Source organism: Cellulomonas sp. (genome assembly GCF_035634735.1).
In the GTDB taxonomy this organism is placed as follows: domain Bacteria; phylum Actinomycetota; class Actinomycetes; order Actinomycetales; family Cellulomonadaceae; genus Cellulomonas.
This window is the reverse complement of record NZ_DASQCJ010000241.1, coordinates 1-19,917: the sequence shown is the minus strand read 5'-3', so window position 1 is coordinate 19,917 and position 19,917 is coordinate 1. Positions and strand designations below refer to the sequence as shown.

The window sequence follows — 19,917 nt, the reverse complement described above, 5'->3', positions numbered from 1 at the left end:
GCCGACCGGTTCCCACGCCCGGTGCTCACCGCCGCCGGCCTGACGCCGTTCGACACCGACCGCGAGTTCACGGCCCGGCTGCACTCGACGCTCGGCATCGGCGCGACCGGCGACGGCGCGAAGGCGGTCGCCCTGCTCGGCAGGATCCAGGCCGGCCAGCAGATCACCACCGTCGACGCGCTGTACAAGGCGATGGTGCTGGAGGAGCCGAGCACGTTCGCGACGGCCGACGCCGTGGTCGAGCAGTTCGACAAGCTGTCCGGCACCCGCGAGCAGATGATCACCGCGCGCCAGCAGGTGAAGGCGCTGGAGCCGATCCGCGAGCACCGCGCGGCGCTCGACGAGGCGGCCGAGCGGCTGCGGGTGATCGACCGGGTCGGCACACTCGACGACGACCGGTCGACCGCGACGCTCTGGCGGCACGAGCGCCGGCTCGGCCTGCTGCGCGCCGTCGAGGAGGAGCTGGGGCGCGAGCACCAGCACGCCGAGAAGCGCGCCGCCGAGACCACCGGCCGGATCGCCGCGGCGCGCTCCGAGCTCGAGGGCGTCCGGGAGACCCTGTGGTCGTCGGGCGGCGACCGCCTGGCCACCGCGCAGCGCGAGCTCGTCGCGACCGAGGACCGGCTCGAGCGCGTGACCCGCGCCCGCGGCCGGCTCGACGACGTGCTGCGCACCGCGTTCGGCAGCTCGGTGTCGAGCGAGAAGGAGTTCGACGCGCTGGCCGCCCGTGGGCGCGCCGCGCAGGCGGACGGCGACGCGAAGTCGGAGGCCCGTGCGGAGTTCGGCACCGCGATGTCGGAGAAGAAGGCCGCCGGGGTCGACCTGGCCGTGCTGCGCTCCGACCGCGAGGCCGTCGCCCGCCGGCAGGACAACATCCCCGGCGACCTGCACCGGGCGCGCGCGGCGCTGGCGGAGGCCGCCGGGCTGACGCCGGAGGAGCTGCCGTTCGTCGCCGAGCTGATCGAGGTCCGCACCGAGCACGAGCCGTGGCGGGACGCGTTCAACCTCGCCCTGGGCGGGTTCGCCACGCTGCTGCTCATCGACGCCGCGCACGTGACGGCGTTCCGCCGGGCCATCGACGCCGTGCCCACGGCGCGCCGCATCCGGTTCGAGGGCGTGCCCACGGACCTGCGCTCCGACGTGGCGCTGGACTCCCGGACGCTGCCGGGCCGGCTCGACTTCCGGAACGGGCCGTTCACGGGCTGGCTGCGCAGCGAGCTCGCGAGCCGGTTCGCGTTCGTCTGCGTCGACACGCCCGGCGAGCTGTCCCAGCACCCCAAGGCGCTGACCCGGTCGGGCCAGGTGTCCGAGGGGCGCCGCGGCGCGCACGGCGGCCAGGGCCGCGCCAACGTCCTCGGGTTCACCAACACCCGGCGCCTGGCGCACCTGGACGAGCAGATCGCCGCCGCGCAGGCCCGGCTGGACGACGCGGAGCGCCAGGTGCGCGCCGCCGAGGACCGGCTGGACGCGCACGACGTGGAGCTGCGCGCCTACGAGCAGCTCGACGCGGTGAGCTGGGACCAGGTGGACGTGGCGGCGGTCGAGGCCGAGCGCGCCCGCTGGGCGACGGTCATCGAGGACGTCACCTCGGGCAACCCCGAGGTGACCCGGCTGCAGCAGCGCGTCGTCGAGCTGGAGAAGACGATCCGCGACCTGACCGAGGAGGTCGGCCGGACCAAGGGCTCCGCCGAGGACCTCGGCGGCCGCTGGTCGACGATCACCGACGAGGTCGACGCGGCGCAGCTCGCGCTGGACGAGGCGCAGGACGCCGGCGTGACGGTCGGCGAGGACCAGCGGGCGTACCTGGACGCGCTGCTGGGCGGGTCCGCGGGCGCGGGGACGGGTGGTGGCGGCGCGCGCCCGGCTCCGGCGGCCGCGCTCGCCGCGTTCGACAGCACGGTCGCGCGGGCGAACGAGATCCTGCGCACCGACCTGCTCGCGGCGCAGCAGACGATCGGGGCGGCACGCGAGGCGCTGCGCCGGACGTTCGAGACGTTCGTCGAGCGCTGGCCCGACCCGAACCTCGGCACCGACCCGGACGCCTCCTACGCCGACTTCGCGCGGATCCTCGGGGCGCTGGAGACCTCCGGCCTGCACGAGCTCGAGGCCGAGTGGCGCAAGAGCCTGCTGCGGCTGTCCGGCAACGACCTCACGGACCTGCACCACGGCCTGAGCCGGTCGGTCCGGGAGATCAAGGAGCGCATCCAGCCGGTCAACGACATCCTCGCGGACCTGCCGTTCGCCGACGACGAGCACCGGCTGCGGATCGACGCCCGGGACACGCAGTCGACGGTCGTGGCGCGGTTCCGCAAGGAGCTCAAGGACCTCAACGAGCTGCTGGCCACCGAGGCGTCGGACGCCGAGCGCGAGCGCCGGTACCACCGCATGGCGAAGGTCATCGACCGGATCCGGCGCACGTCCCCGGACTTCGCCGACCTGGTCGACGTCCGCCGGCACGTGCGGCTGAGCGCCGAGAAGGTCGACCTCGACGGGAACCACGTCGCGCTGTACGACCACATCGGCGAGAAGTCCGGCGGCGAGTCGCAGGAGCTCGTGGCGTTCATCGTCGGCGCGGCCCTGCGGTACCAGCTCGGCGACGCCGGGGCCCCGCGCCCGCGGTACGCGCCGGTGTTCCTCGACGAGGCGCTGATCAAGGCGGACGCGCGGTTCACCGGCCGCGCGATCGGCGCGTGGCGCGGGCTCGGCTTCCAGCTGGTGATCGGCGCGCCCAACGACAAGTTCAGCGCGCTGGAGCCGCACGTGGATCTCAAGTACGTGGTGCTCAAGGACACGGCGGGCCGGTCGCGGACCAAGCCGGTCGCGGGCGTCGCGGCGGACGTCGCGGCCGGCTGACGCGGCGGGCCGGGGAGGCGCGGCGATGGAGCCGGAGGTGCTGCTGGTGGCCGGGCGGTCGGGCTCGGGCAAGTCGTCGGTGGCGTTCGAGCTGTCGGCGCGCTGGCAGCGCTCCGGGCTCGCGCACTGCCTGGTCGACGGCGACAACCTCGACGCCGCCTACCCCAAGCCGCCGTCGGACCCGCGCGGCACGGCGCTGACCGAGGCGAACCTCCGGGCGGTGTGGGGCGTGTACGCGGCGGCCGGCTACCGGCGCGTCGTGTACGTGAACACGGTCAGCGTCCTGGAGCGGGAGCTCGTGACCCGGGCGCTGGGCGGCCGGGCGCGGGTGTCGGGCGTGCTGCTCACCGCGTCGGCGCCGACGATCCGGGAGCGGCTCGGGGCGCGCGAGGTCGGGTCGGAGCTGCGGGCGCACCTGGACCGGTCGGCCGCGGCGGCGGAGCTGCTGGACCGCGCGGCCGGCCCGTGGGTGACGCGGGTGGCGACGGACGGCCGCACGGTGGCGGACCTCGCGGCGACGGTCGCGGCGGCCTCGGGCTGGGAGGCCTGAGGCACTCGCGCGGGGGCCGTCGGTGCGGTGAGGTGGGCCCGTGGGCGACGGCGCGGGACAGGTGGTCGTGCTCGACCTGCCCGGGGACGGGTGCTGGCGGGTCGAGAACAGCCCCGCGCGCCGGGTGCCGAGCCACGGGACCGACCTGCTCGGGCTGCGGTACGCGATCGACCTGGTCGGCGCCGACCCGGACGGGCGGTCGGCGCGGGTCGTCGACTGGCGCACCGTGCTGGCGGTCGAGCCGCCGGAGCGGTTCGTGGGGTTCGGGCGACCGGTGCTGTCCCCGGTCGCCGGCACGGTGGTCCGCGCGCACGACGGCGAGCCCGACCACGGCGGCCGCCGCTCGCCGGTGACGCTGCTGCCGTACGCGCTGGGGCAGGGGGGCCGGCTGCGCCGGGGGGTCGCCGCGGTGGCGGGCAACCACGTCGTCGTGGCGCGGGCCGACGGCGCGTGCGTGGCGGTGGCGCACCTGCGGGCGGGGTCGGTGCGGGTGCGGGTCGGGCAGCCGGTGGCGGCGGGGGAGCCGGTCGGCGCGTGCGGCTGCTCGGGGAACGCGACCGAGCCGCACGTGCACCTGCAGGCGACGGACGGCCCCGACCCCGAGCGTGCGCGCGGCCTGCCGATCGCGTTCGCGTCCTATTGCGAGCGGGCTGCGGACGGCACGTGGGTTCCCCGCGCGAGCGCGGTCCCCCCGGAGGGCGCGGTCGTCCGGCGGGCCGAGGTCGGCGGTTCTGCTCGAGATCGGTGGTTCTAGGCACCGATCTCGGCGCGAACCACCGACCTCGACGTGGGGCCCCGCCGGGTCAGTGCGGGTGCGTCCCGCCGGCGGGCCCCGCGACGTCCCGCGCCGACTCCTCGGGCGCGTCGTCCTCCGGGAGCGGCTCCGGAGCCTCGTCGGTGTGCGCGACGTGCCGGAGCTGGCCCCAGATCAGCACGACGAACAGCGCCGACCCCGCGAACGCGAACCAGAACGGTGCGGTCACGCCCCAGTGCTCCGCGAGCACGCCGCCGACCGCCGACCCGACGACCAGGCCGCCGAACACCCCGACGGTGTAGACGCTGCCGACGCGGCCCTGCAGCGCGCGCGGCACGGCCCGCTGCCGGACGCTCACCGACGTGGTACCCCAGACGAGCTCGTGCACGCCGAACAGGAAGAAGATCCCGATCGCCACCCACGCCTGCCGGGTCAGCGCCAGGCCGAGGTGGGTCAGCGTCTCGACGATCAGCCCGATCCGCATGAGGTTGCCGAGGCTGACCCGCCGGGTGATCCAGCCGTAGAGCACGCCGCCGACCAGCCCGCCGACCGCGCTGACGGTCGTGAGCAGCCCGAAGCCGATCTCGCCGAGCCCGAGCCGCCGCGTCGCGTACAGGACGAGCACCGACCAGGCGGCGCCGAACGTGATGTTGAAGATGAAGATGGTCAGCACCAGCGTGCGGACCGCGGGGTGCCGGACCGTCCACCGGAAGCCCTCGGCGATGTCCCGGCCCAGGTGGCTCCGCCGGTCCGGGTCGCGGGGGACCGCGGGCAGGACGATCCGGGCGACGAGGAGGGCCGCGGCCGCGACGAGGACCGCCTGCCCGGCGAACGGCCAGACCGCCCCGGCCGCGAACAGCGCGGCGCCGAGCGGCGGCCCGGCGAGCTTGTTGACGGTGATGAAGCCGGTCTGCAGCCGGGAGTTCGCGAGCGCGAGGTCGTCCCGGCGCACGAGCATCGGCAGGAACGTCTGCGCGGCGTTGTCGGCGAACACCTCGGCGGTCCCGAGCACGAAGAGCACGGCCAGGACCAGGACGATCGACGCGTGGCCGGTGCCGATGGTCGCGGTCAGCACCCCGAGCACGAGGACCCGCACCCAGTTGACGACGAGGACGATCCGGCGGCGGTCCCACCGGTCGGCCAGCGCCCCGGCGAGCAGCCCGAACAGCAGCGGCGGCAGCCACTGCACGGTCGCGCCGAGCGCCACGAGGCGCGCGTCGTGGGTCAGCGACGCCACGAGCAGCGGGCCCGCCGCCATCGCGATGCCGTCGCCGAGGTTGCTGGTCCAGGACGACGCGATGAGCCACCGGAACGGGACACCGAGCCGGGCCGGCAGGACGGTCTGGACGAGTCGGCTCACAAGGGCGAGATGCTAGCCCGCGCCCGGCCGCGCGCCGACCGCATTCCGCGGGCTCACCCGTCCAGCGCGTCGAGGATCGTGGCGGCGACCCGGGCGTCCGACAGGTAGCCCGCGATGCCGTGCTGGTTCGGCGTCGGGTTGTCGACCTTGCCGTAGTCGTCGACGCCGTCGACCGGGAACCAGGGCGCCGTCAGCGGGTGCAGGGCGACCAGGTCGTCGGGGTCGTAGGCGTTGAACCACGCGCCGACGGGCGCCGGCCAGGACACCGGACGCAGGGTCCGGCTGATGGTGGTCACGCCGAGCGGCGAGCCGACGGTCACGAGCAGCGGGACCTGCCACCCGCGGGTCGCGGCCTCGCGGCGCAGCAGGTTGTAGGCGACGACCGTGCCCAGCGAGTGCGACACGACCACCGCCCCGTCGGTGCCGTCGAGCGCCTGCCGCACGCCGTCCTCGATCGTGTCCCGGACGCGCACGTTGTGCAGGTACTGGTAGACGTCCCGGGTGGCCAGGGCGATCGACCACGCGCTGACGTTGGGCAGCCGGTCGAGCGCGGTGAGCGTCGCCCGGACCCAGCGCCAGTTCATCGGGCCGCGCTCGACCGGGCCGTCCGCGCCCGCCTCCCGCGCGGCGTCCTCGGCGACGCCGGCGCGCTCCGCGATCTCCAGCAGCGCCTCCCGGACGAACAGCGTCTCGGCGTCCGGCCCGACGTCCGCGCCGCGCACGACGACCTCCGCGGCGTGCTCGGCGTCGCCGGAGACCAGGTCGAACAGCGTCTGGCCGTAGTACGGCAGCCGGACCCGGTCGTCGGGCAGGTCCAGCGGCCGGCCGGCGTGGTGCGCCCCCTCGTCGAGCGCGGACAGCCACTCGCGCTTCACCGCGAGCGGGTCCTTGTGCTCCTGGGCCCGGCCGTGCACCAGCACGAGCGTCCTCATGGCTCCTCCTCGGGTCGGGCGGGTGCGGCCGCGGCGACCTCGGCGACGCGCGCGGCGTTCTCGGCGGCGAACAGCGTCCAGTGCGACGGCAGCCGCGCGGGGAACGACAGAGCGTGGTCCCGCACGGCCGGCGGCGCCGCGGCGAGCAGCGGCCAGCCGCGGGACAGCAGCGGCACCGGGGTCAGGAGCCGGGACCAGTCGACGGGGCGGTCGTCGTGCCGCGGGTCGGGACCCGAGGCCAGCAGCACGACGTCGAACAGCCGGGCGCCCGCCGACCCGGGCGTCGCCAGGTCCGCGATCGCCGCGCGCCGGCCGCGGTCGTGCAGCTCCCAGGCGCGGTAGAGCGCGGCGAGGGGGTCGGCGTCGACCGCGACGGCGCGGCGCTCCGCCCGGCCCGGGTCGGCGGCCGCCCCGGGTCCCGCGCGACCGGGGTCGCCGGCGTGCCCGTCCTCGTCGTCGTCCTCGTCGTCCGGGCGCAGCCCGAACCGGGACCACGCGGCGGCCAGCGCCCGGCGGGCGACCGCGCCGTCCACCCCGGCCGGCGGCGGCCCGCCGTCGGCCCCGGGCGCCCGCGGCAGGGCGCAGTCGACCAGGCAGCCGCGCTCCACGGTGGCGAGCGTGACCCGGCCCGGGAGCGTGGGCAGCACGGCGCAGCCGCCCGACGCGAACGTGACGACGACGGCCGTCGGCGACACCGGGACGACGGCGAGGGCGCGGTCGCCCTGCACCACGACGAGCGGGCCGCCCGGTCGCGCCGCGGCGGGCAGCGGGGCGATCTCCACGTCGGGGGCGCGGGCCGGGGCGGGGACGGCGGGTGCGGGGGCGGCGGCCGGCGGCGGCGCCGGGGCGGGGACCGCCGGGGCGGGGGTGGCGGCCGGCGGCGGCGCCGGGGCGGGCGGCGCGGCGGGGGCCGGCGCGCCGTCCCCGGGCGGGGCGGACGGCGGGGGAGCTGTGGCGCCGACGGCGGCGGCGGGCAGCCCGCCGGCACCGGCCGCGAGGCCCACGGCGAGGCCGAGGACCAGGCGGTCGGCGGCCTCGGCGGCGGCGGCGCGGGCGGTGGGCGCGGAGGTGGCGGGCGCGGGGGTGATCGGCGCCGCCTCGGGTGTCCCGGACTCGGCGGGCGCCACCTCAGACGTGCCGGCCCCGGCGGGCGCCACCTCGGGCGTGCCGGCCGCGGCGGCTCCCGCAACCCCCGGCGCACCGGCCGCCCCCGGCGCACCGGCCGCAACCCGCGCACCGGCGGTGAGCGGCCACGGCTCGAGCCGCGACAGCCACGCGTCCAGCGGGTCCGACGACAGCCGGGCGTCCGGCGTCTGCGCCAGGTCGAGCGGCGCGTGCGCGGCGGTGAGCCGCTCGGCGACCAGGTCCGGCAGCGCCCGCTTGAGCGGCCACGGCTGCACGAGCCCGAACCCCGCGCCCACCGCCGCGCCGCCGCCCGCCTCCGGTCCCGCGCCGCCGCCCGCGCCCGGCCCCGTCCCCGGCGTCACGAGCGCCGGGTGGTCCCCGCGCAGCGCCCCCACGAGCGCCGACGTGAACAGCGCCTGGTACGCCGCCCCCGAGGCCGCGGGGTCCTTCACCTCGTAGGCGGGGTCGCCGAGCGCGCAGGCGTAGAACACGTCGACCGCGGCGGCCGGGCCGCTCGGCGGCAGGTTGGGGACCACCGCGACGCCCTGCACGCTCAGCTCCTGCACGGTGCTCGCGGCCGTGCGGCAGGCGTCCGAGACGAGGACGACGTGCCGGACCGGGAGCCGCTCCGCGAACCACGAGGTCAGCGAGACGTTCACCGCCTGGCTGCCGTCCTCGGGCGCGCCGGTGAGCAGCCAGAACTCGGCGTTCCCGGTGTTGATCCCGTGCCCGCTGAAGTAGACGACGAGCTGGTCGACGTCGCCGCGGTCCACGAGCCTGCGCACGCCGTCGAGCACCGCGGCGGAGGTGACGGGCGCGCCGTCGTCGTCGGTGAAGGTGAGCACGAGGTCGTCGGGGACGCCCTGCTCCGCGGCCCAGGCGCGCACCGCCGCGACCGCGCCGGGCACCGCGGGCAGCTCCGGGAACCGGCCGCCGGTGCGGGCGACGCCCACGAGGACCAGCGCGCGCGCCACCCTGCTCACCCGACCGGTCGGGTGGCTGACGGGTGTGGGCGGGCGGCCATCTCGACTCCGTCGTCCGGGGCGCGGACCCTTCGAGTGCAGCACCGGCGCGGGTGCCCGTCAAGGCTTCGCGGCGCCCTGGTGTGGCGTGAGTCACACTGCTAGCGTCGAAGTCCCCCCAGCGTCCCGTCCGCCGGGCGGGGGACGGACGACGACGCCCGCCCCGCCCGGCCACCCGCCCGGAGCGCCGGGCGCCCGCCGCGTCGTCCGCCCGAGGGGACCGGACCCATGGACTCCGTCACCGCGCCGGGAGGCGCCACCACCCTGCCCGAGCGCCTGCGGGCGCAGGAGGAGTACCAGCGGGAGCTCGCCGCCCGCCGCGCGCGCGAGCGGGCGGAGGTCCGGGTCCCCGCGATCGACCGCGTCGACCGCGGCGAGATCGCCGAGGCCAACGACCCGCTGCGCGTGGCGCGCCGCGTCGACCGGGTGAGCCGGTTCCGCACCGGCCAGGACCCGGACACGGTGCCCGCCGACGCGCCCGCGCCCGCGCTGGTCGCGGACGCGGCCGAGCGCCTCGACCTGCCCGTCGCGCCGCAGGTGCTCCTGGAGAAGGTGATCAACCAGCCGGACTTCCTGGAGGCGCGGTACCTGGAGGGCGGGTTCGTCGCGCAGCGGACGGTCGGCCGGGTCGTGATCCGCGGCGCCGACGGCCGCACCGCGGGGTTCGGCACCGGGTTCCTCGTCTCGGCGCACCTGCTGCTCACCAACCACCACGTGCTGCCGGACGCGGACGTGGCGGCGGGCAGCGTGCTGCAGCTGGACTTCCAGCGCGGGCTCGACGGCGACCCGCTGCCGGTCGTCGAGGTGGGGCTCGACCCCGGCGCCTTCTTCGCGGCGGACCCCGGGTTGGACTTCGCGCTCGTCGCCGTCGCCGGCGCGCCCGCGAGCACCGCGCCGTTCGGCTGGTGCCGGCTCACGGACGCGCAGGGCACGGTCGTGGTGGGGGAGTCGGTGACGATCGTGCAGCACCCGGCGGCGCGCCGGAAGGAGGTCGCGCTGCGGGAGAACCGGCTCGTCGACATCCCGGAGGAGGTGCTGCACTACGTGACCGACACCGAGCCGGGGTCCTCCGGGTCGCCGGTGTTCAACGACCAGTGGGAGGTCGTCGCGCTGCACCACGCGAGCGTGCCGGACCCGTCGCCGGGCGGGGCGGGTTCCCTCAACGAGGGCATCCGGATCAGCCGGATCCTGCGGCACCTGGCGGGGCTGCCGCTCGACCCGGGCCGGCGCGCGCTGGTCGACGCGCTGGACGACCCGCCGACGCCGCACGGCGGGGTCGAGGCAGCCCGGGCGCCGGGTGCGCGGGCGACGGGCGGAGCCGCGGCGGGTGCGGCGGCGGCGGCGGTGGCGGGCGACCCGACCGGGACGGCGGGCGGCGTCGTCGAGGTCCCGCTGCGCCTCACCGTGCGGGTGGCGCTGGACGCCCGGCCCGCGGGCGACGCGGGCGGCCCGGGGACCGGCGGCGCGCCGGCGACGTCCGCGCCCGCCCCGACCGCGTCGCCCGCGCCACCGGCTGCCCCCACGACCGCCGTCGAGTCCCTCGCGATCGACCCGGACTACGCCGCGCGCGGCGGCTACGACCCGGACTTCCTCGGCGTCCCGCTGCCGCTGCCGGCCCCGGGGCTGAACGCGCCGGTCGCCTCCGCGGAGCTGCGGTACCACCACTTCAGCGTCGTGATGCACCGCGCGCGCCGGCTCGCGCTGTGCACGGCGGTGAACGTGGACGGCGCGCACACCGACGCCCGCCCGCGCAGCGACGACCGGTGGATCCTCGACCCGCGCCTGCCGCGCGAGGAGCAGACCGGCGCCGCGGTGTACGCGGACAACGCGCTCGACCGCGGCCACCTGGTCCGGCGGCTCGACCCGTCGTGGGGGCCGCTGGCCCGCGCGGCGAACGACGACACGTTCCACTACACGAACTCGGCGCCGCAGCACCACGCCTTCAACGCCGGCTCGACACTGTGGCTCGGCCTGGAGGAGTACCTGCTCGGCACGGCCCGCCGCGACCGGCTCCGGATCTCGGTGCTCGCCGGCCCGGTGCTCGCCCCGGACGACCCGCCCTACCGGGGCGTGCTGCTGCCGCGGCAGTTCTGGAAGGTGGTCGCGGTCGTCGACCGGGGCGGCCGCCTGGTGGTCACGGGGTACGTGCTCGGGCAGGACGCGTTCCTGCCGAGCGTGCTCGCGGAGGCGACGTTCGGCGCGTACCGGACCTTCCAGGTGCCGGTCTCGATGATCGGGGCGCTGACGGGCCTCGACCTGTCGCCGTACGCCGCCGCCGACCCGCTGGGGACCGTCGAGGCGACCGTGGCCGCGCACGAGCTCCGGACCTACGGGGAGATCGTGCTGGGCGGCTGACCGGCCCGCGCCCGCCGCCCGGTGGCGGCCCACCCGCGCCCGACCTAGCGTCCGACGGGCGGGTGCGGCCGCGCCGCCCGCGCACGGACGAGAGGCCGATCCATGACCGAGCACATCGCGATCCGCCCGCTGGCGGTCGTCACCGGGGCGTCGAGCGGGATCGGGCTCGAGCTCGCCCGCCGGTTCGCCGCCGAGGGCTTCGACCTCGTGGTCGCGGCCGACGAGCCGCAGATCACCCTCGCCGCCGACGCGCTGACCGCCGCCGGCAACGCCGTGCGCCCGGTGCACGCCGACCTCGGCACCGCGGACGGCGTGGCGCAGCTGGTCGACGCGGTGCGGGCGGTCGGCCGCCCGGTCGACGCGCTCGCCCTGAACGCGGGCCTGGGCGCGGGCGGCCCGTTCGTCGAGACCCCGCTCGACGGCGACCTCGCGGTCATCGGCCTGAACGTCGTCGGTACCGTCCGGCTCGCCAAGGCGCTGGTGCCGGCCATGGTGCAGCGCGGCGCCGGCCGGGTGCTGCTGACCGCGTCGACCGCGGCGCTGATGCCCGGCCCGTGGTACGCGACCTACGCCGCGTCGAAGTCGTTCGTGCAGTCGTTCGGCGAGGCGCTGCGGCACGAGCTCGCGGACACCGGCGTCACCGTCACCACGCTGCTGCCCGGCCCGACCGACACGCAGTTCTTCGCGCGCGCCGGCATGACGGACACCCCCGTCGGGCGCGGCCCGAAGGACGACCCGGCCGACGTCGCGGACCAGGCGTTCGAGGGGCTGATGGCGGGCACGGACAAGGTCGAGGTCCGCTCGCTCAAGGCCCGGCTGCAGACGGCGGCGGCCGCGGTGCTGCCCGACCGGGCCAAGGCCGCGATGCACGCGGGCTTCACGCAGCCGCTGGACGGCGGGCGCCCGGACGACCCGGGGGAGTGACGCCGGGCGGCGTCGCGTCGCCGCGTCGCCGCACCCTCGCCTCAGCCGGGGACGACCCGCACCCGCCGGACCACCAGCTCGGGCACCGCGGGCGCGCCCGGCCCGTGCGGCTGCTCGGGGAAGTCGAACACCCCCAGCATGAGCTGGAGCGGGTAGCCCGGCGCCTGGGCGAGCTCGCGGGTGACCACGCCGTCCACCGCGAACACCGCCCGGCCGGGCCGCCACTCGACCGCGTAGGTGTGCCACGCGGCGACGTCCACCGCCGTCCGGGGCGCGGAGAACTCCTCGCGGAGGTCGGGGTCGCGGAACGGGTGCACGCCGGAGCCGAGCGCGGCCGTCGGCATGCCGTCCTCGTCGGTGCCCAGGGTGTCGCCGAACACCTCCACCAGGCAGAGCTCGCCGCTGCGCTCCGGGACGTCCTCGACGCCGACGAGCCAGGCGGAGAACATCGACCCCGGCCCGACCGTCGCGCGGCAGGTCACCTCGACCCGGCCCGCGCGCGGCGTGCAGGCCCACCGGGCGGGCTGCTCCTCGCGCACGGTCTGCCCCGGCCGGAACGGCTGCTGGCCGCGCGTGCTGCCGACCGGGCCCGACCACGACCCGCTCTGCGCCGCCGAGACCCGCAGCGGCGGCTCGTGGTCGCCCGGGCACCACACCGGGTGGTCGGCGGGGATCGTCAGGTGGAGGCCCTCGGGTCCGGTGCGGGCGCTCGCCGCGGCGGCGGCGCGCGAGCTCCAGGCGGGCAGGTACGCCAGGGTCCAGCCGCGGTCCTCCGGGGCGGTCGCGAACCGCTCGTCGACGGCGGTCGGGCCTGGCGGGTCGTGGGGTGCGGGCACGGGGTGCTCCGGTGTCGGCGGGCGGTGGGTGCGGGGTCCGGCGGCGCGGTCCGCGGATCCGTCGATCGTAGGTCCGGCCGCCCTCCGGTGGCAGGCCCCCGCGGCCCGGCCTAGCGTCGGCAGCGGCGGTCGCACCCGGCGCCGCCGGGACCCCGGGAGGACGGATGACCGACGACGACGTGCGCCGCGAGGACCTGCCCGTGCCGGACTACGACCACCTGCCGATCGGCTCGCTCGGCCACCGCATCCGCAGCCTGGAGGCGGACGAGATCGACCTGCTGCGCCGCTACGAGGAGGCGCACGCGAACCGCGTCGCGGTGATCCAGATCCTCGACCACCGGCTGCTCGACCTGGCCGAGGGCCAGCGCCCGTCGTCCGGCGACGCGGCGGCCCCCGCAGCCGAGGCCGCCCCGGCCCCGGCCGGCGGCAGCGCGGCCTCGCCCGAGACGGCCGGCCCCCCGCAGAACCCGCCGTCCCACGGCGTGCCCACCAACCCCGCCCAGCCGCGCCGCTGAGCGCACCACCACCGGAGGCCCCCGTGTCCGACCGCGGCACCGTCGACGACGACTACCTCGAGCGCGTCCGCGCGTCCGAGGAGCAGCCCCCGCCGCCCCCGCCGGCGCGGGTGCTGCTGTTCCTGTTCTGCTTCGTCCTCTTCCTGGGCGGCTTCTACCTGATGGGGCTCGCCGTCGACACCGCCGAGATCTGGCTGTTTACGGTCGGGATCCTGTGCAGCGGCGGCGCGTTCTTCATCGGCCTGAACCGAGCCCGCACCCTGTGACGCGGACGACCGACGGGTCCGGCGCCGACGCGCCGGACCTGGACGCCGCCGTGCGCCGGGTGCTCGGCCCGGACGCGGTGCTGCGCGAGGCCCAGCGCGACGCGCTCGACGGGCTGCACGAGCGGGACACCCTGCTCGTCGCGCGCTCGGGGGCCGGGAAGACCGCGGTGTACGCGATCGCGACGCTGCTGAGCGGGCGGCTCACGGTGGTCGTCTCGCCGCTGCTCGCGCTGCAGCGGGACCAGGTCGCCGGGCTGCGAGAGGCCGCGCTGCGCGCGGAGTCCGTCAGCTCCGCCCGCGGGGCGCGCGCGCAGGCCGCCGCGCTGGACCGTGCGGCGGCCGGCGAGCTCGACGTGCTCGTGCTCGGGCCCGAGCAGCTGGTGCGCCGGCCGGTCGCCGACGCGCTGGACCGCGCGCCTGTCGGGCTGGTCGTCGTCGACGAGGCGCACTGCGTCAGCGAGTGGGGCCACGACTTCCGGCCCGACTACGTCCACGTGGCCGGCACCGTCGAGCGGCTGGGCCGCCCGCGCGTCCTCGCGCTCACCGCCACCGCGTCGCCGCAGGTGCGCGGCGAGATCGTCGAGCGGCTGGGCATGGCCGACCCCCGCGTGCTCGTGCACGACGCCGACCGGCCCAACATCTGGCTCGGGGCGCACCACGCGTCGACCCCGCGCGAGCGGGACGACCGGGTCGTTGCGCTGGTCCGCGAGCTCGCGGACGACCCCGGCGGCGCCGGGCTGGTCTACGCCCGCACCCGGTCGCACGTCGAGGAGCTCGTCGAGGCGCTGGGCCGGGCCGGGCTGGCCGCCCAGGGCTACCACGCCGGGCTGCCGACGAAGGAGCGCGCGGCCGTCGAGCGGGCCTTCCTGTCCGGCGCGCAGGACCTCGTCGTCGCGACGAGCGCGTTCGGGATGGGCGTGGACCGGGCGGACGTGCGGTTCGTGGTGCACGCCGGCCCGCCGACCTCGCTCGACGCCTACTACCAGGAGGTCGGCCGCGCGGGCCGCGACGGCGAGCCCGCCCGGGCGGTGCTGGTCAGCCGGCCCGACGACTTCGGGTTCAACCAGTACCTCCGCACGGGCGGCGTGCCGAAGCAGCGCACCCTCGCGGCCGTGCTGGACGCCGTGGCCGAGGCCCCCGACGGCGCGCGGGACCAGCGCGCGCTGGTGCGGGCGAGCGGGCTGGCCGCGCGCACCGTGTCCCGCGCGCTGGGCGTGCTGCTCGACACCGGAGCCGTCCGGCGGGAGGACGGCGGCGCGCTGGCGCCCACCGGGCTCACCGCGCAGGCGGCGGCGCGCGCGGCGGCCGACCGCCAGGAGGAGCGGCGGACCGTCGAGCGCACGCGGGTCGAGGTGGTCCGGACCTACGCCGACACCACCGACTGCCGGCGCCGGCTGCTGCTCGAGCTGCTGGGCGAGAAGCATCCCCGGCCGTGCGGCGCGTGCGACTCCTGCGACGCGGGGACGTCCGTGGAGGTCGAGGACGCCCCGCTGCGACCGGGGCAGGCCGTCGAGCACGCCGAGTGGGGGGCGGGGCAGGTGTCGGTCGTGGAGGAGGACCGGGTCACGGTGTTCTTCGCCGAGCGGGGCTACGTCACGCTGGACACCGCGGTGGCGCTCGACTCGGGGCTGCTCCGTCCGGCGTCGGGGCCGGTCCCGGGCGCGTCGGCGGCCTGACGGCCGGTCGGGGCACGCCCGGTCAGGGGACGACGGCGACCGGTCAGGGCACGACGGTGACCGGCCAGCGCGCGTTCCGCACCAGCCGCACGGCGAGCGAGCCCGCGATGCGGTGCCCGATGCTGGTCGACGACCCGACCACCACGCTGTCCGCTCGCACCTCGTGGGCCACCGCCGACAGCACCTGGTACGGGTCGCCGGTGCGGACCACCAGCTCGACCGGCACGCCTCGCGCGTCGGCCAGGGCCCGCGGGTCGCGGAGCGCGCGCTCCACGGCGTCCTGGTGCTCGGCGACGGCGACGCTCGCGGCGCCCGTCGTGTCCATCAGCGACGCCACCCCGCCGCCGGGCTCGCGCACGTAGACCACCACGAGGCGGCTGCCCTGCCGGCGGCAGACGCCCACCGCGTACGCGGCCGCGCGCAGCGAGGGGTCGGAGCCGTCGACGCCCACGACGACCGCGGTGGGGCCGTCGCGGCCGATCTCGAACTGGTGGCCGGTCACGCCGCACCGTCTCTCTCGCGCCCGTCGGTCCTGGTGGCCTGACGCTATCGGCTGCCGCGGGCCGCGCGGACGGCATCCGCCGGCCGGACCACCCGCGTCCGCGCCGTGGGACGCGGGCGGTCCGGCGCGGCGCCGGCGGCGAGATCGGTGGCTCAGGCCGAGATCGGTGCTCCCACGCACCGATCTCGGACCGGAGCGCCGATCTCGACGCGCGCCGCGCGGCGGGTGCGTGGGCGTGGACCGCGGGCGGAGCGCGGCGGCGACGCGCGGCGCACGCGGGGCGTCGGGGCTGGTGGCGTGGTTCGCTGGGCCGACGGGGTCGACCCGGACGACGAGGAGCGCGGGAGGACGGCGGTGGCGGACCTGGCGGAGGTGGCGGCGGGCCTGTACGGCGTGCCGCCGGCCGAGTTCACCGCCGCCCGCACGGCCGCGGTCCGGGCCGCGCGGGCCGACGGCGACCGGGACCTGGCCCGGGTGGTGGGTGCGCTGCGCAAGCCGTCGACCGCCGCGGCCGCCGTGAACCTCCTCGCGCGCGAGCGACCCGACGACCTCGGCGCGCTGCTGGACCTCGGGGTGCGGATCCGCGAGGCGCAGGCGGCGCTCGCCGGCACGGACCTGCGCGCGCTGCACGCCGAGCAGCAGCGCGCGGTCGGCGCGGCGGCGGACGCGGCGCTCGACCTGCTCGGCGGCGGGGCGGGCGGCGCGGTGCGCGGCCAGGTCGAGGCGACGCTCCGCGCGGCGATGGGCGACCCGGACGCCGCGGCGGCGGTCGCGACGGGACTGCTCGTCCGGGACCTGTTCTCGTCGGGCTTCGAGCCGGTCGACGTCGAGGGCGCGGTGGCGGTGCCGGACGCGCCGCCGCTCGCCGGGGCGCCGGGTCGGCGGACGCCGCTGCGCGCGGTGCCGGACGACGCGGGCCGGGCGCCGGCCCCGGGGGGCGAGGGGGACGCGGCGGCCTCCCGGCCGGGCCGGCGCCGCGGGCGGCTGGTCACGGAGGAGGAGCCGGAGCGACCGCTGCGCGCCGCGCCCGGGGGGCGGCGCGGGCGCGTGCGGGTCGCGGACGAGGACGAGCCGGCAGAGCCGCCGGACGCGGCGCCGGACGCGGCACCAGGCGAGGTGCCCGACGCGGGCGCGGGCGGCGAGCCAGGGGCCGGCGACGAGACCGTCTCCCTCCCGGGCCGGCGGCGGCGCGGGCGGGTGCGGGTGGCGGGAGACGAGCCGGGTACCGAGCGCGGCGACGGGGCGGGCGGTCGCGCGGCCCGCGGCTCCGGGGCCCGGCGCGACGCCGCGCCGGGCGGCGCTGCGCCCACGGCCGACGCCGCGCCGGTCGGCGCCGCGCGCACCGCCGCACCCACCCGGGCGCGGCGCGACCGCCACGAGGCCGACGCCCCGGACGGGCGCGCTCGCCGCGACGCCGGCGCCTCGGTCGAGCGCGCACGGCGCGAGGCCGACACCCGCGCCGAGCGCGAGCGCCGCGCCGAGGCCGAGCGGGAGCGCCGCGCCGAGGCCGAGCGCGAGGCCCGGGAGCGCCGCCGCGCCGCCGCGGTCGCGGGGGCCGAGCAGGACCTCGCCCTCGCGCGGGAGGAGGCCGACGGTCGCCGGGGCGCGCGCGACGCCGCCGACGAGCGGCTGCGCGGGGCCGAGGCCCGGGCCGACGAGCTCGCGGGCACGATCGCCCGCGCGCGGGAGGAGATCGACCGGCTCCGCGCCGCGCTGGCGGCCGCGGAGCAGGAGGCCCGCGAGGTCGGGCTCGAGGTGCGGCACGCGCGGTCGGCGCGAACGGCGGCCGCGCGGCAGGCCGAGCGCGCCGACCAGCGGCTGCGCGCGGCGGAGGCGGCGCTCGACGCCCTCTGAGCGCCGTCCGCGGGTGGCGCGCGGGCCGGTCGGACCCGGGTGCGCGGACCGGTCACCGTGCGCCTCCGGGACGCGGGAACCGCGCGCCCGCGGCGGCGGACGGCGCCGCTCGTCCGGCCCGGTCGGCACCGCGGGCGAATGTGACCCGCGTCACTCGTTCGCGTTGACACCGTCCGCGAGCCGTTCCTACGCTGGCGGGACGGCACGCCTCGGAGGATCGGGGCGCCCGTGGCGGGAGCCGGGCGCAGGAGCCCGGCGCGACCGGCGCGCACCTCGTGGGTGGCGCGGCACCGGCGCCCCGGTCGGGGCGTCGGCGGCGACGCGGCTCGCGGCGCGGGCACGACCGGCTGTCGCGGGACCGGCACCCCCGGCGGCCGCGCCCACGCGGACCAGCGACCCGCCTCGCCCAGGAGCCCCCGCGATGCCGTCAGCGCCGCGCCGCCCGAGCCACCGGCTGGCCGGGCGCGCGCGGCTCGGCCGGGGCGCGGCGGTCGCCCGGGCCGGCGGCCGGTCGCTGCTCGGGGCGGGACTGGTGGTCGCGCTCGGCGCCGCGCTCACCGGCACCCCCGCGCTCGGCGGCACCGGCACGGCGTCGCCCGCGCGCGCCGCCGTGCCGGCCGCGGCCGCCGCGACCGGCACCGGGTTCGACCCGGAGCGCGCCGCCGCCGCGGACGGCGACCGGTGGGTCGCGCGCACCGCGGCCGAGGAGCCCGGCCTGTCCGCCGCGTCCGCGCTGCTCGCCCGCGCGGCGCTCGACGCGGCCGCGGGCGTCGAGCCGCTGCGGGTGTCGCCGCGCCCCCTCGCCGACCTGCCCGGGATGGACGCGGCGGTCGTGCGGCTCACCGACGCCTGGGCCGAGCCGGCCGCCACCCCGGGGGACCGGGTCGCGTCGGCGCTCCGGGTGCGGGACGCCGCGGGGGCGGTGTTCCGGCTCGCGCTGGCCGTCGAGCGGAGCGTGCCCGTCGCGTCGGACCACCCGGCGGGCGACGCCGCGGGCCTCGAGCGGGTCGAGCAGGCGGTCGGCGACGCGACCAGGGCCGCGGCCGACCTGCCGGTGCTCGACGGCCGCGTGGTCGCCGCGCCCGTGCGCACCGGGGCGGGGAGCGCGCACCCGGCGGGCCTGCTCGCCGACGGCACGGTCGACCCGGCGCTGCTCTGCCCGGTGCCGTTCGCGCCCGGGGCTCGGCTGCGCTGCGACGCGGTCACGGCGCTCGTCGCCCTGAACGCGGAGTTCCGCGCGGAGCACGGCACCGACCTGCCGGTCGGCAGCACGTACCGGACGTACCGCGAGCAGGCGGCGCTCAAGGCGGCCAAGGGCGGCCTCGCGGCACCGGCGGGCGTGTCGCACCACGGCTGGGGCGTCGCGGTGGACTTCGCCGGGTTCGGCGGGGTCGGGCAGTTCGACTCGCCGCTCTACGCGTGGATGGTCGAGCACGGGCCCGGCCACGGCTGGGAGCACCCGTCCTGGGCCGGCCCCGGCGGGTCCGGGCCGCTGGAGCCCTGGCACTGGGAGTTCACCGGCACCCCGCCCGCCGGAGGCCCCGCCGGCCCCGCTGCCGCCCCCGCGCCCGCCGCCGCGCCGGCCGCCGCCCCCGAGCCCGCCCCGGTCGCCGCGGGGTCTTGAACCCCCCGCGCGCGCGGTGGTGTGATGGGCGTCTCGCGCACCCGGCGTGCGCGCCGCCCCCGACGCCGTCGTCGGCCGCGTCGCGCCGGACTCGCAGCCCGCGCCTCCGCACCCCCCGGCGGCGACCGGACCGCCCGCCCCGCCGCACCGCGCGGCGCGGGTCCGCCACCCGGCCGGGCAGCCACCGCGGCCCGGCACCGCCCAGGGGGAAGCCACATGAACGCCACGCAGACCGAGACCGCCGCGCCCGCCGTCGCCGGGCGGGTGGTCGAGAACGTCGGCCACGGGGAGGTGCTGGAGCGCCAGGCGCGCGCCTCGGACTTCGGCTACCTGCTCGCCGACCTGGTCGGGGACGCCGACGCCCACCTGCCGTCCGTCGACCCGCCGCAGGTGATCGCGCTGCTCCGCCGGCTCGGCGGCGCCATGGCCGAGCCGGCGACCAGCCCCGCGCCGCCGTCGACGATCCCGGCGGCGTACACGTACTGGGGCCAGTTCATCGACCACGACCTCACGCTCGAGGACTCGGCCGACCCGCGGCTGCAGCAGCCGGCGATCGCCGACCCGGGGCTCCGCCCGGTCGACGCCGCCACCGTCCGGCAGGCGCTCGGCAACGCGCGCCAGCCGTACCTCAACCTGGACTCGGTGTACGGCGACGGCCCGGCCGGCGACCGGTCCGCGGCGTTCTACGACGGGCCCTTCCTCCGCGTCGGCACCCTCGCGTCGCCCGCGCCGGGCCAGCCGGTGCCCGCCGCGAGCGACCCCGCCGCCC

General features: G+C 78.7%; 15 protein-coding genes and 1 pseudogene. 11 read left to right on the top strand and 5 right to left on the bottom strand.

The features are described from left to right. The 3 genes from VER05_RS19995 to VER05_RS19985 all read left to right on the top strand — a co-directional run. The coding region (locus VER05_RS19995) for an ATP-binding protein (RefSeq protein WP_324847057.1) at positions 1-2,853 on the top strand (2,853 nt) is incomplete at its 5' end. Between the two features lie 25 nt (positions 2,854-2,878). Beyond that, positions 2,879-3,403 carry an adenylyl-sulfate kinase gene (locus tag VER05_RS19990; protein ID WP_324847056.1) on the top strand — a complete coding sequence of 175 codons (525 nt, stop codon included), beginning with the start codon at positions 2,879-2,881 and terminating at the stop codon, positions 3,401-3,403. Positions 3,404-3,443: 40 nt separating this feature from the next. Next, positions 3,444-4,157, top strand: coding sequence for a M23 family metallopeptidase (locus tag VER05_RS19985; RefSeq protein ID WP_324847055.1), 714 nt, complete (start codon positions 3,444-3,446; stop codon positions 4,155-4,157). Positions 4,158-4,206: 49 nt separating this feature from the next. Here VER05_RS19985 and VER05_RS19980 read toward each other — a convergent pair whose 3' ends face one another. The 3 genes from VER05_RS19980 to VER05_RS19970 are packed head-to-tail and all read right to left on the bottom strand — an operon-like array spanning position 4,207 to position 8,548. Next, positions 4,207-5,517 (bottom strand): MFS transporter, encoded by a 1,311-nt coding sequence (locus VER05_RS19980; RefSeq protein ID WP_324847054.1) that lies wholly within the window; start codon positions 5,515-5,517, stop codon positions 4,207-4,209. Between the two features lie 53 nt (positions 5,518-5,570). After that, complete coding sequence (locus VER05_RS19975) at positions 5,571-6,449, bottom strand: hypothetical protein (RefSeq protein WP_324847053.1); 879 nt, start codon at positions 6,447-6,449, stop codon at positions 5,571-5,573. Further along, on the bottom strand, positions 6,446-8,548 hold the full coding sequence (locus VER05_RS19970; RefSeq protein WP_324847052.1) for a caspase family protein: 2,103 nt from the start codon (positions 8,546-8,548) through the stop codon (positions 6,446-6,448). The genes VER05_RS19975 and VER05_RS19970 overlap by 4 nt, the downstream gene beginning before the upstream one ends. A 276-nt stretch (positions 8,549-8,824) precedes the next feature. On the opposite strand from VER05_RS19970, the gene VER05_RS19965 reads away from it, so the two are divergent. After that, positions 8,825-10,951: a DNA/RNA non-specific endonuclease gene (locus VER05_RS19965; RefSeq protein WP_324847051.1), complete on the top strand. Its 2,127-nt coding sequence runs from the start codon at positions 8,825-8,827 to the stop codon at positions 10,949-10,951. Positions 10,952-11,053: 102 nt separating this feature from the next. Next, entirely contained in the window at positions 11,054-11,875 is an 822-nt protein-coding gene (locus VER05_RS19960; RefSeq protein ID WP_324847050.1) for an SDR family NAD(P)-dependent oxidoreductase, read from the top strand. Positions 11,876-11,916: 41 nt separating this feature from the next. Here the strand turns inward: VER05_RS19960 and VER05_RS19955 are convergent, their stop codons facing one another. Then, a complete protein-coding gene (locus VER05_RS19955; RefSeq protein WP_324847049.1) occupies positions 11,917-12,711 on the bottom strand; it encodes a glycoside hydrolase family 16 protein in 795 nt (264 codons plus the stop codon). 164 nt (positions 12,712-12,875) lie between these two features. Between VER05_RS19955 and VER05_RS19950 the strand changes: the two genes are divergently transcribed. From VER05_RS19950 to VER05_RS19940, 3 genes are read left to right on the top strand one after another with little or no spacing between them, the layout of a single operon-like run. Beyond that, positions 12,876-13,226, top strand: coding sequence for a hypothetical protein (locus VER05_RS19950; RefSeq protein WP_324847048.1), 351 nt, complete (start codon positions 12,876-12,878; stop codon positions 13,224-13,226). Between the two features lie 23 nt (positions 13,227-13,249). Beyond that, positions 13,250-13,492: a hypothetical protein gene (locus VER05_RS19945; RefSeq protein ID WP_324847047.1), complete on the top strand. Its 243-nt coding sequence runs from the start codon at positions 13,250-13,252 to the stop codon at positions 13,490-13,492. Then, on the top strand, positions 13,489-15,168 hold the full coding sequence (locus tag VER05_RS19940) for a RecQ family ATP-dependent DNA helicase (RefSeq protein WP_324847046.1): 1,680 nt from the start codon (positions 13,489-13,491) through the stop codon (positions 15,166-15,168). The genes VER05_RS19945 and VER05_RS19940 overlap by 4 nt, the downstream gene beginning before the upstream one ends. Positions 15,169-15,211: 43 nt before the next feature. On the opposite strand, the gene VER05_RS19935 is transcribed toward VER05_RS19940, so the two are convergent. Further along, entirely contained in the window at positions 15,212-15,670 is a 459-nt protein-coding gene (locus VER05_RS19935) for a universal stress protein (protein ID WP_324847045.1), read from the bottom strand. Positions 15,671-15,967: 297 nt separating this feature from the next. Here VER05_RS19935 and VER05_RS19930 point away from each other — a divergent pair, with 297 nt between their 5' ends. From VER05_RS19930 to VER05_RS19920, 3 genes and pseudogenes are all read left to right on the top strand, one after another. Then, positions 15,968-17,524, top strand: a complete 1,557-nt coding sequence (locus tag VER05_RS19930; RefSeq protein WP_324847044.1) for a hypothetical protein — start codon at positions 15,968-15,970, stop codon at positions 17,522-17,524. Positions 17,525-17,945: 421 nt separating this feature from the next. Beyond that, positions 17,946-19,148, top strand: a complete 1,203-nt coding sequence (locus VER05_RS19925) for a D-alanyl-D-alanine carboxypeptidase family protein (protein ID WP_324847043.1) — start codon at positions 17,946-17,948, stop codon at positions 19,146-19,148. Between the two features lie 216 nt (positions 19,149-19,364). Further along, positions 19,365-19,917: pseudogene (locus tag VER05_RS19920) on the top strand (hypothetical protein); the annotation flags it as partial.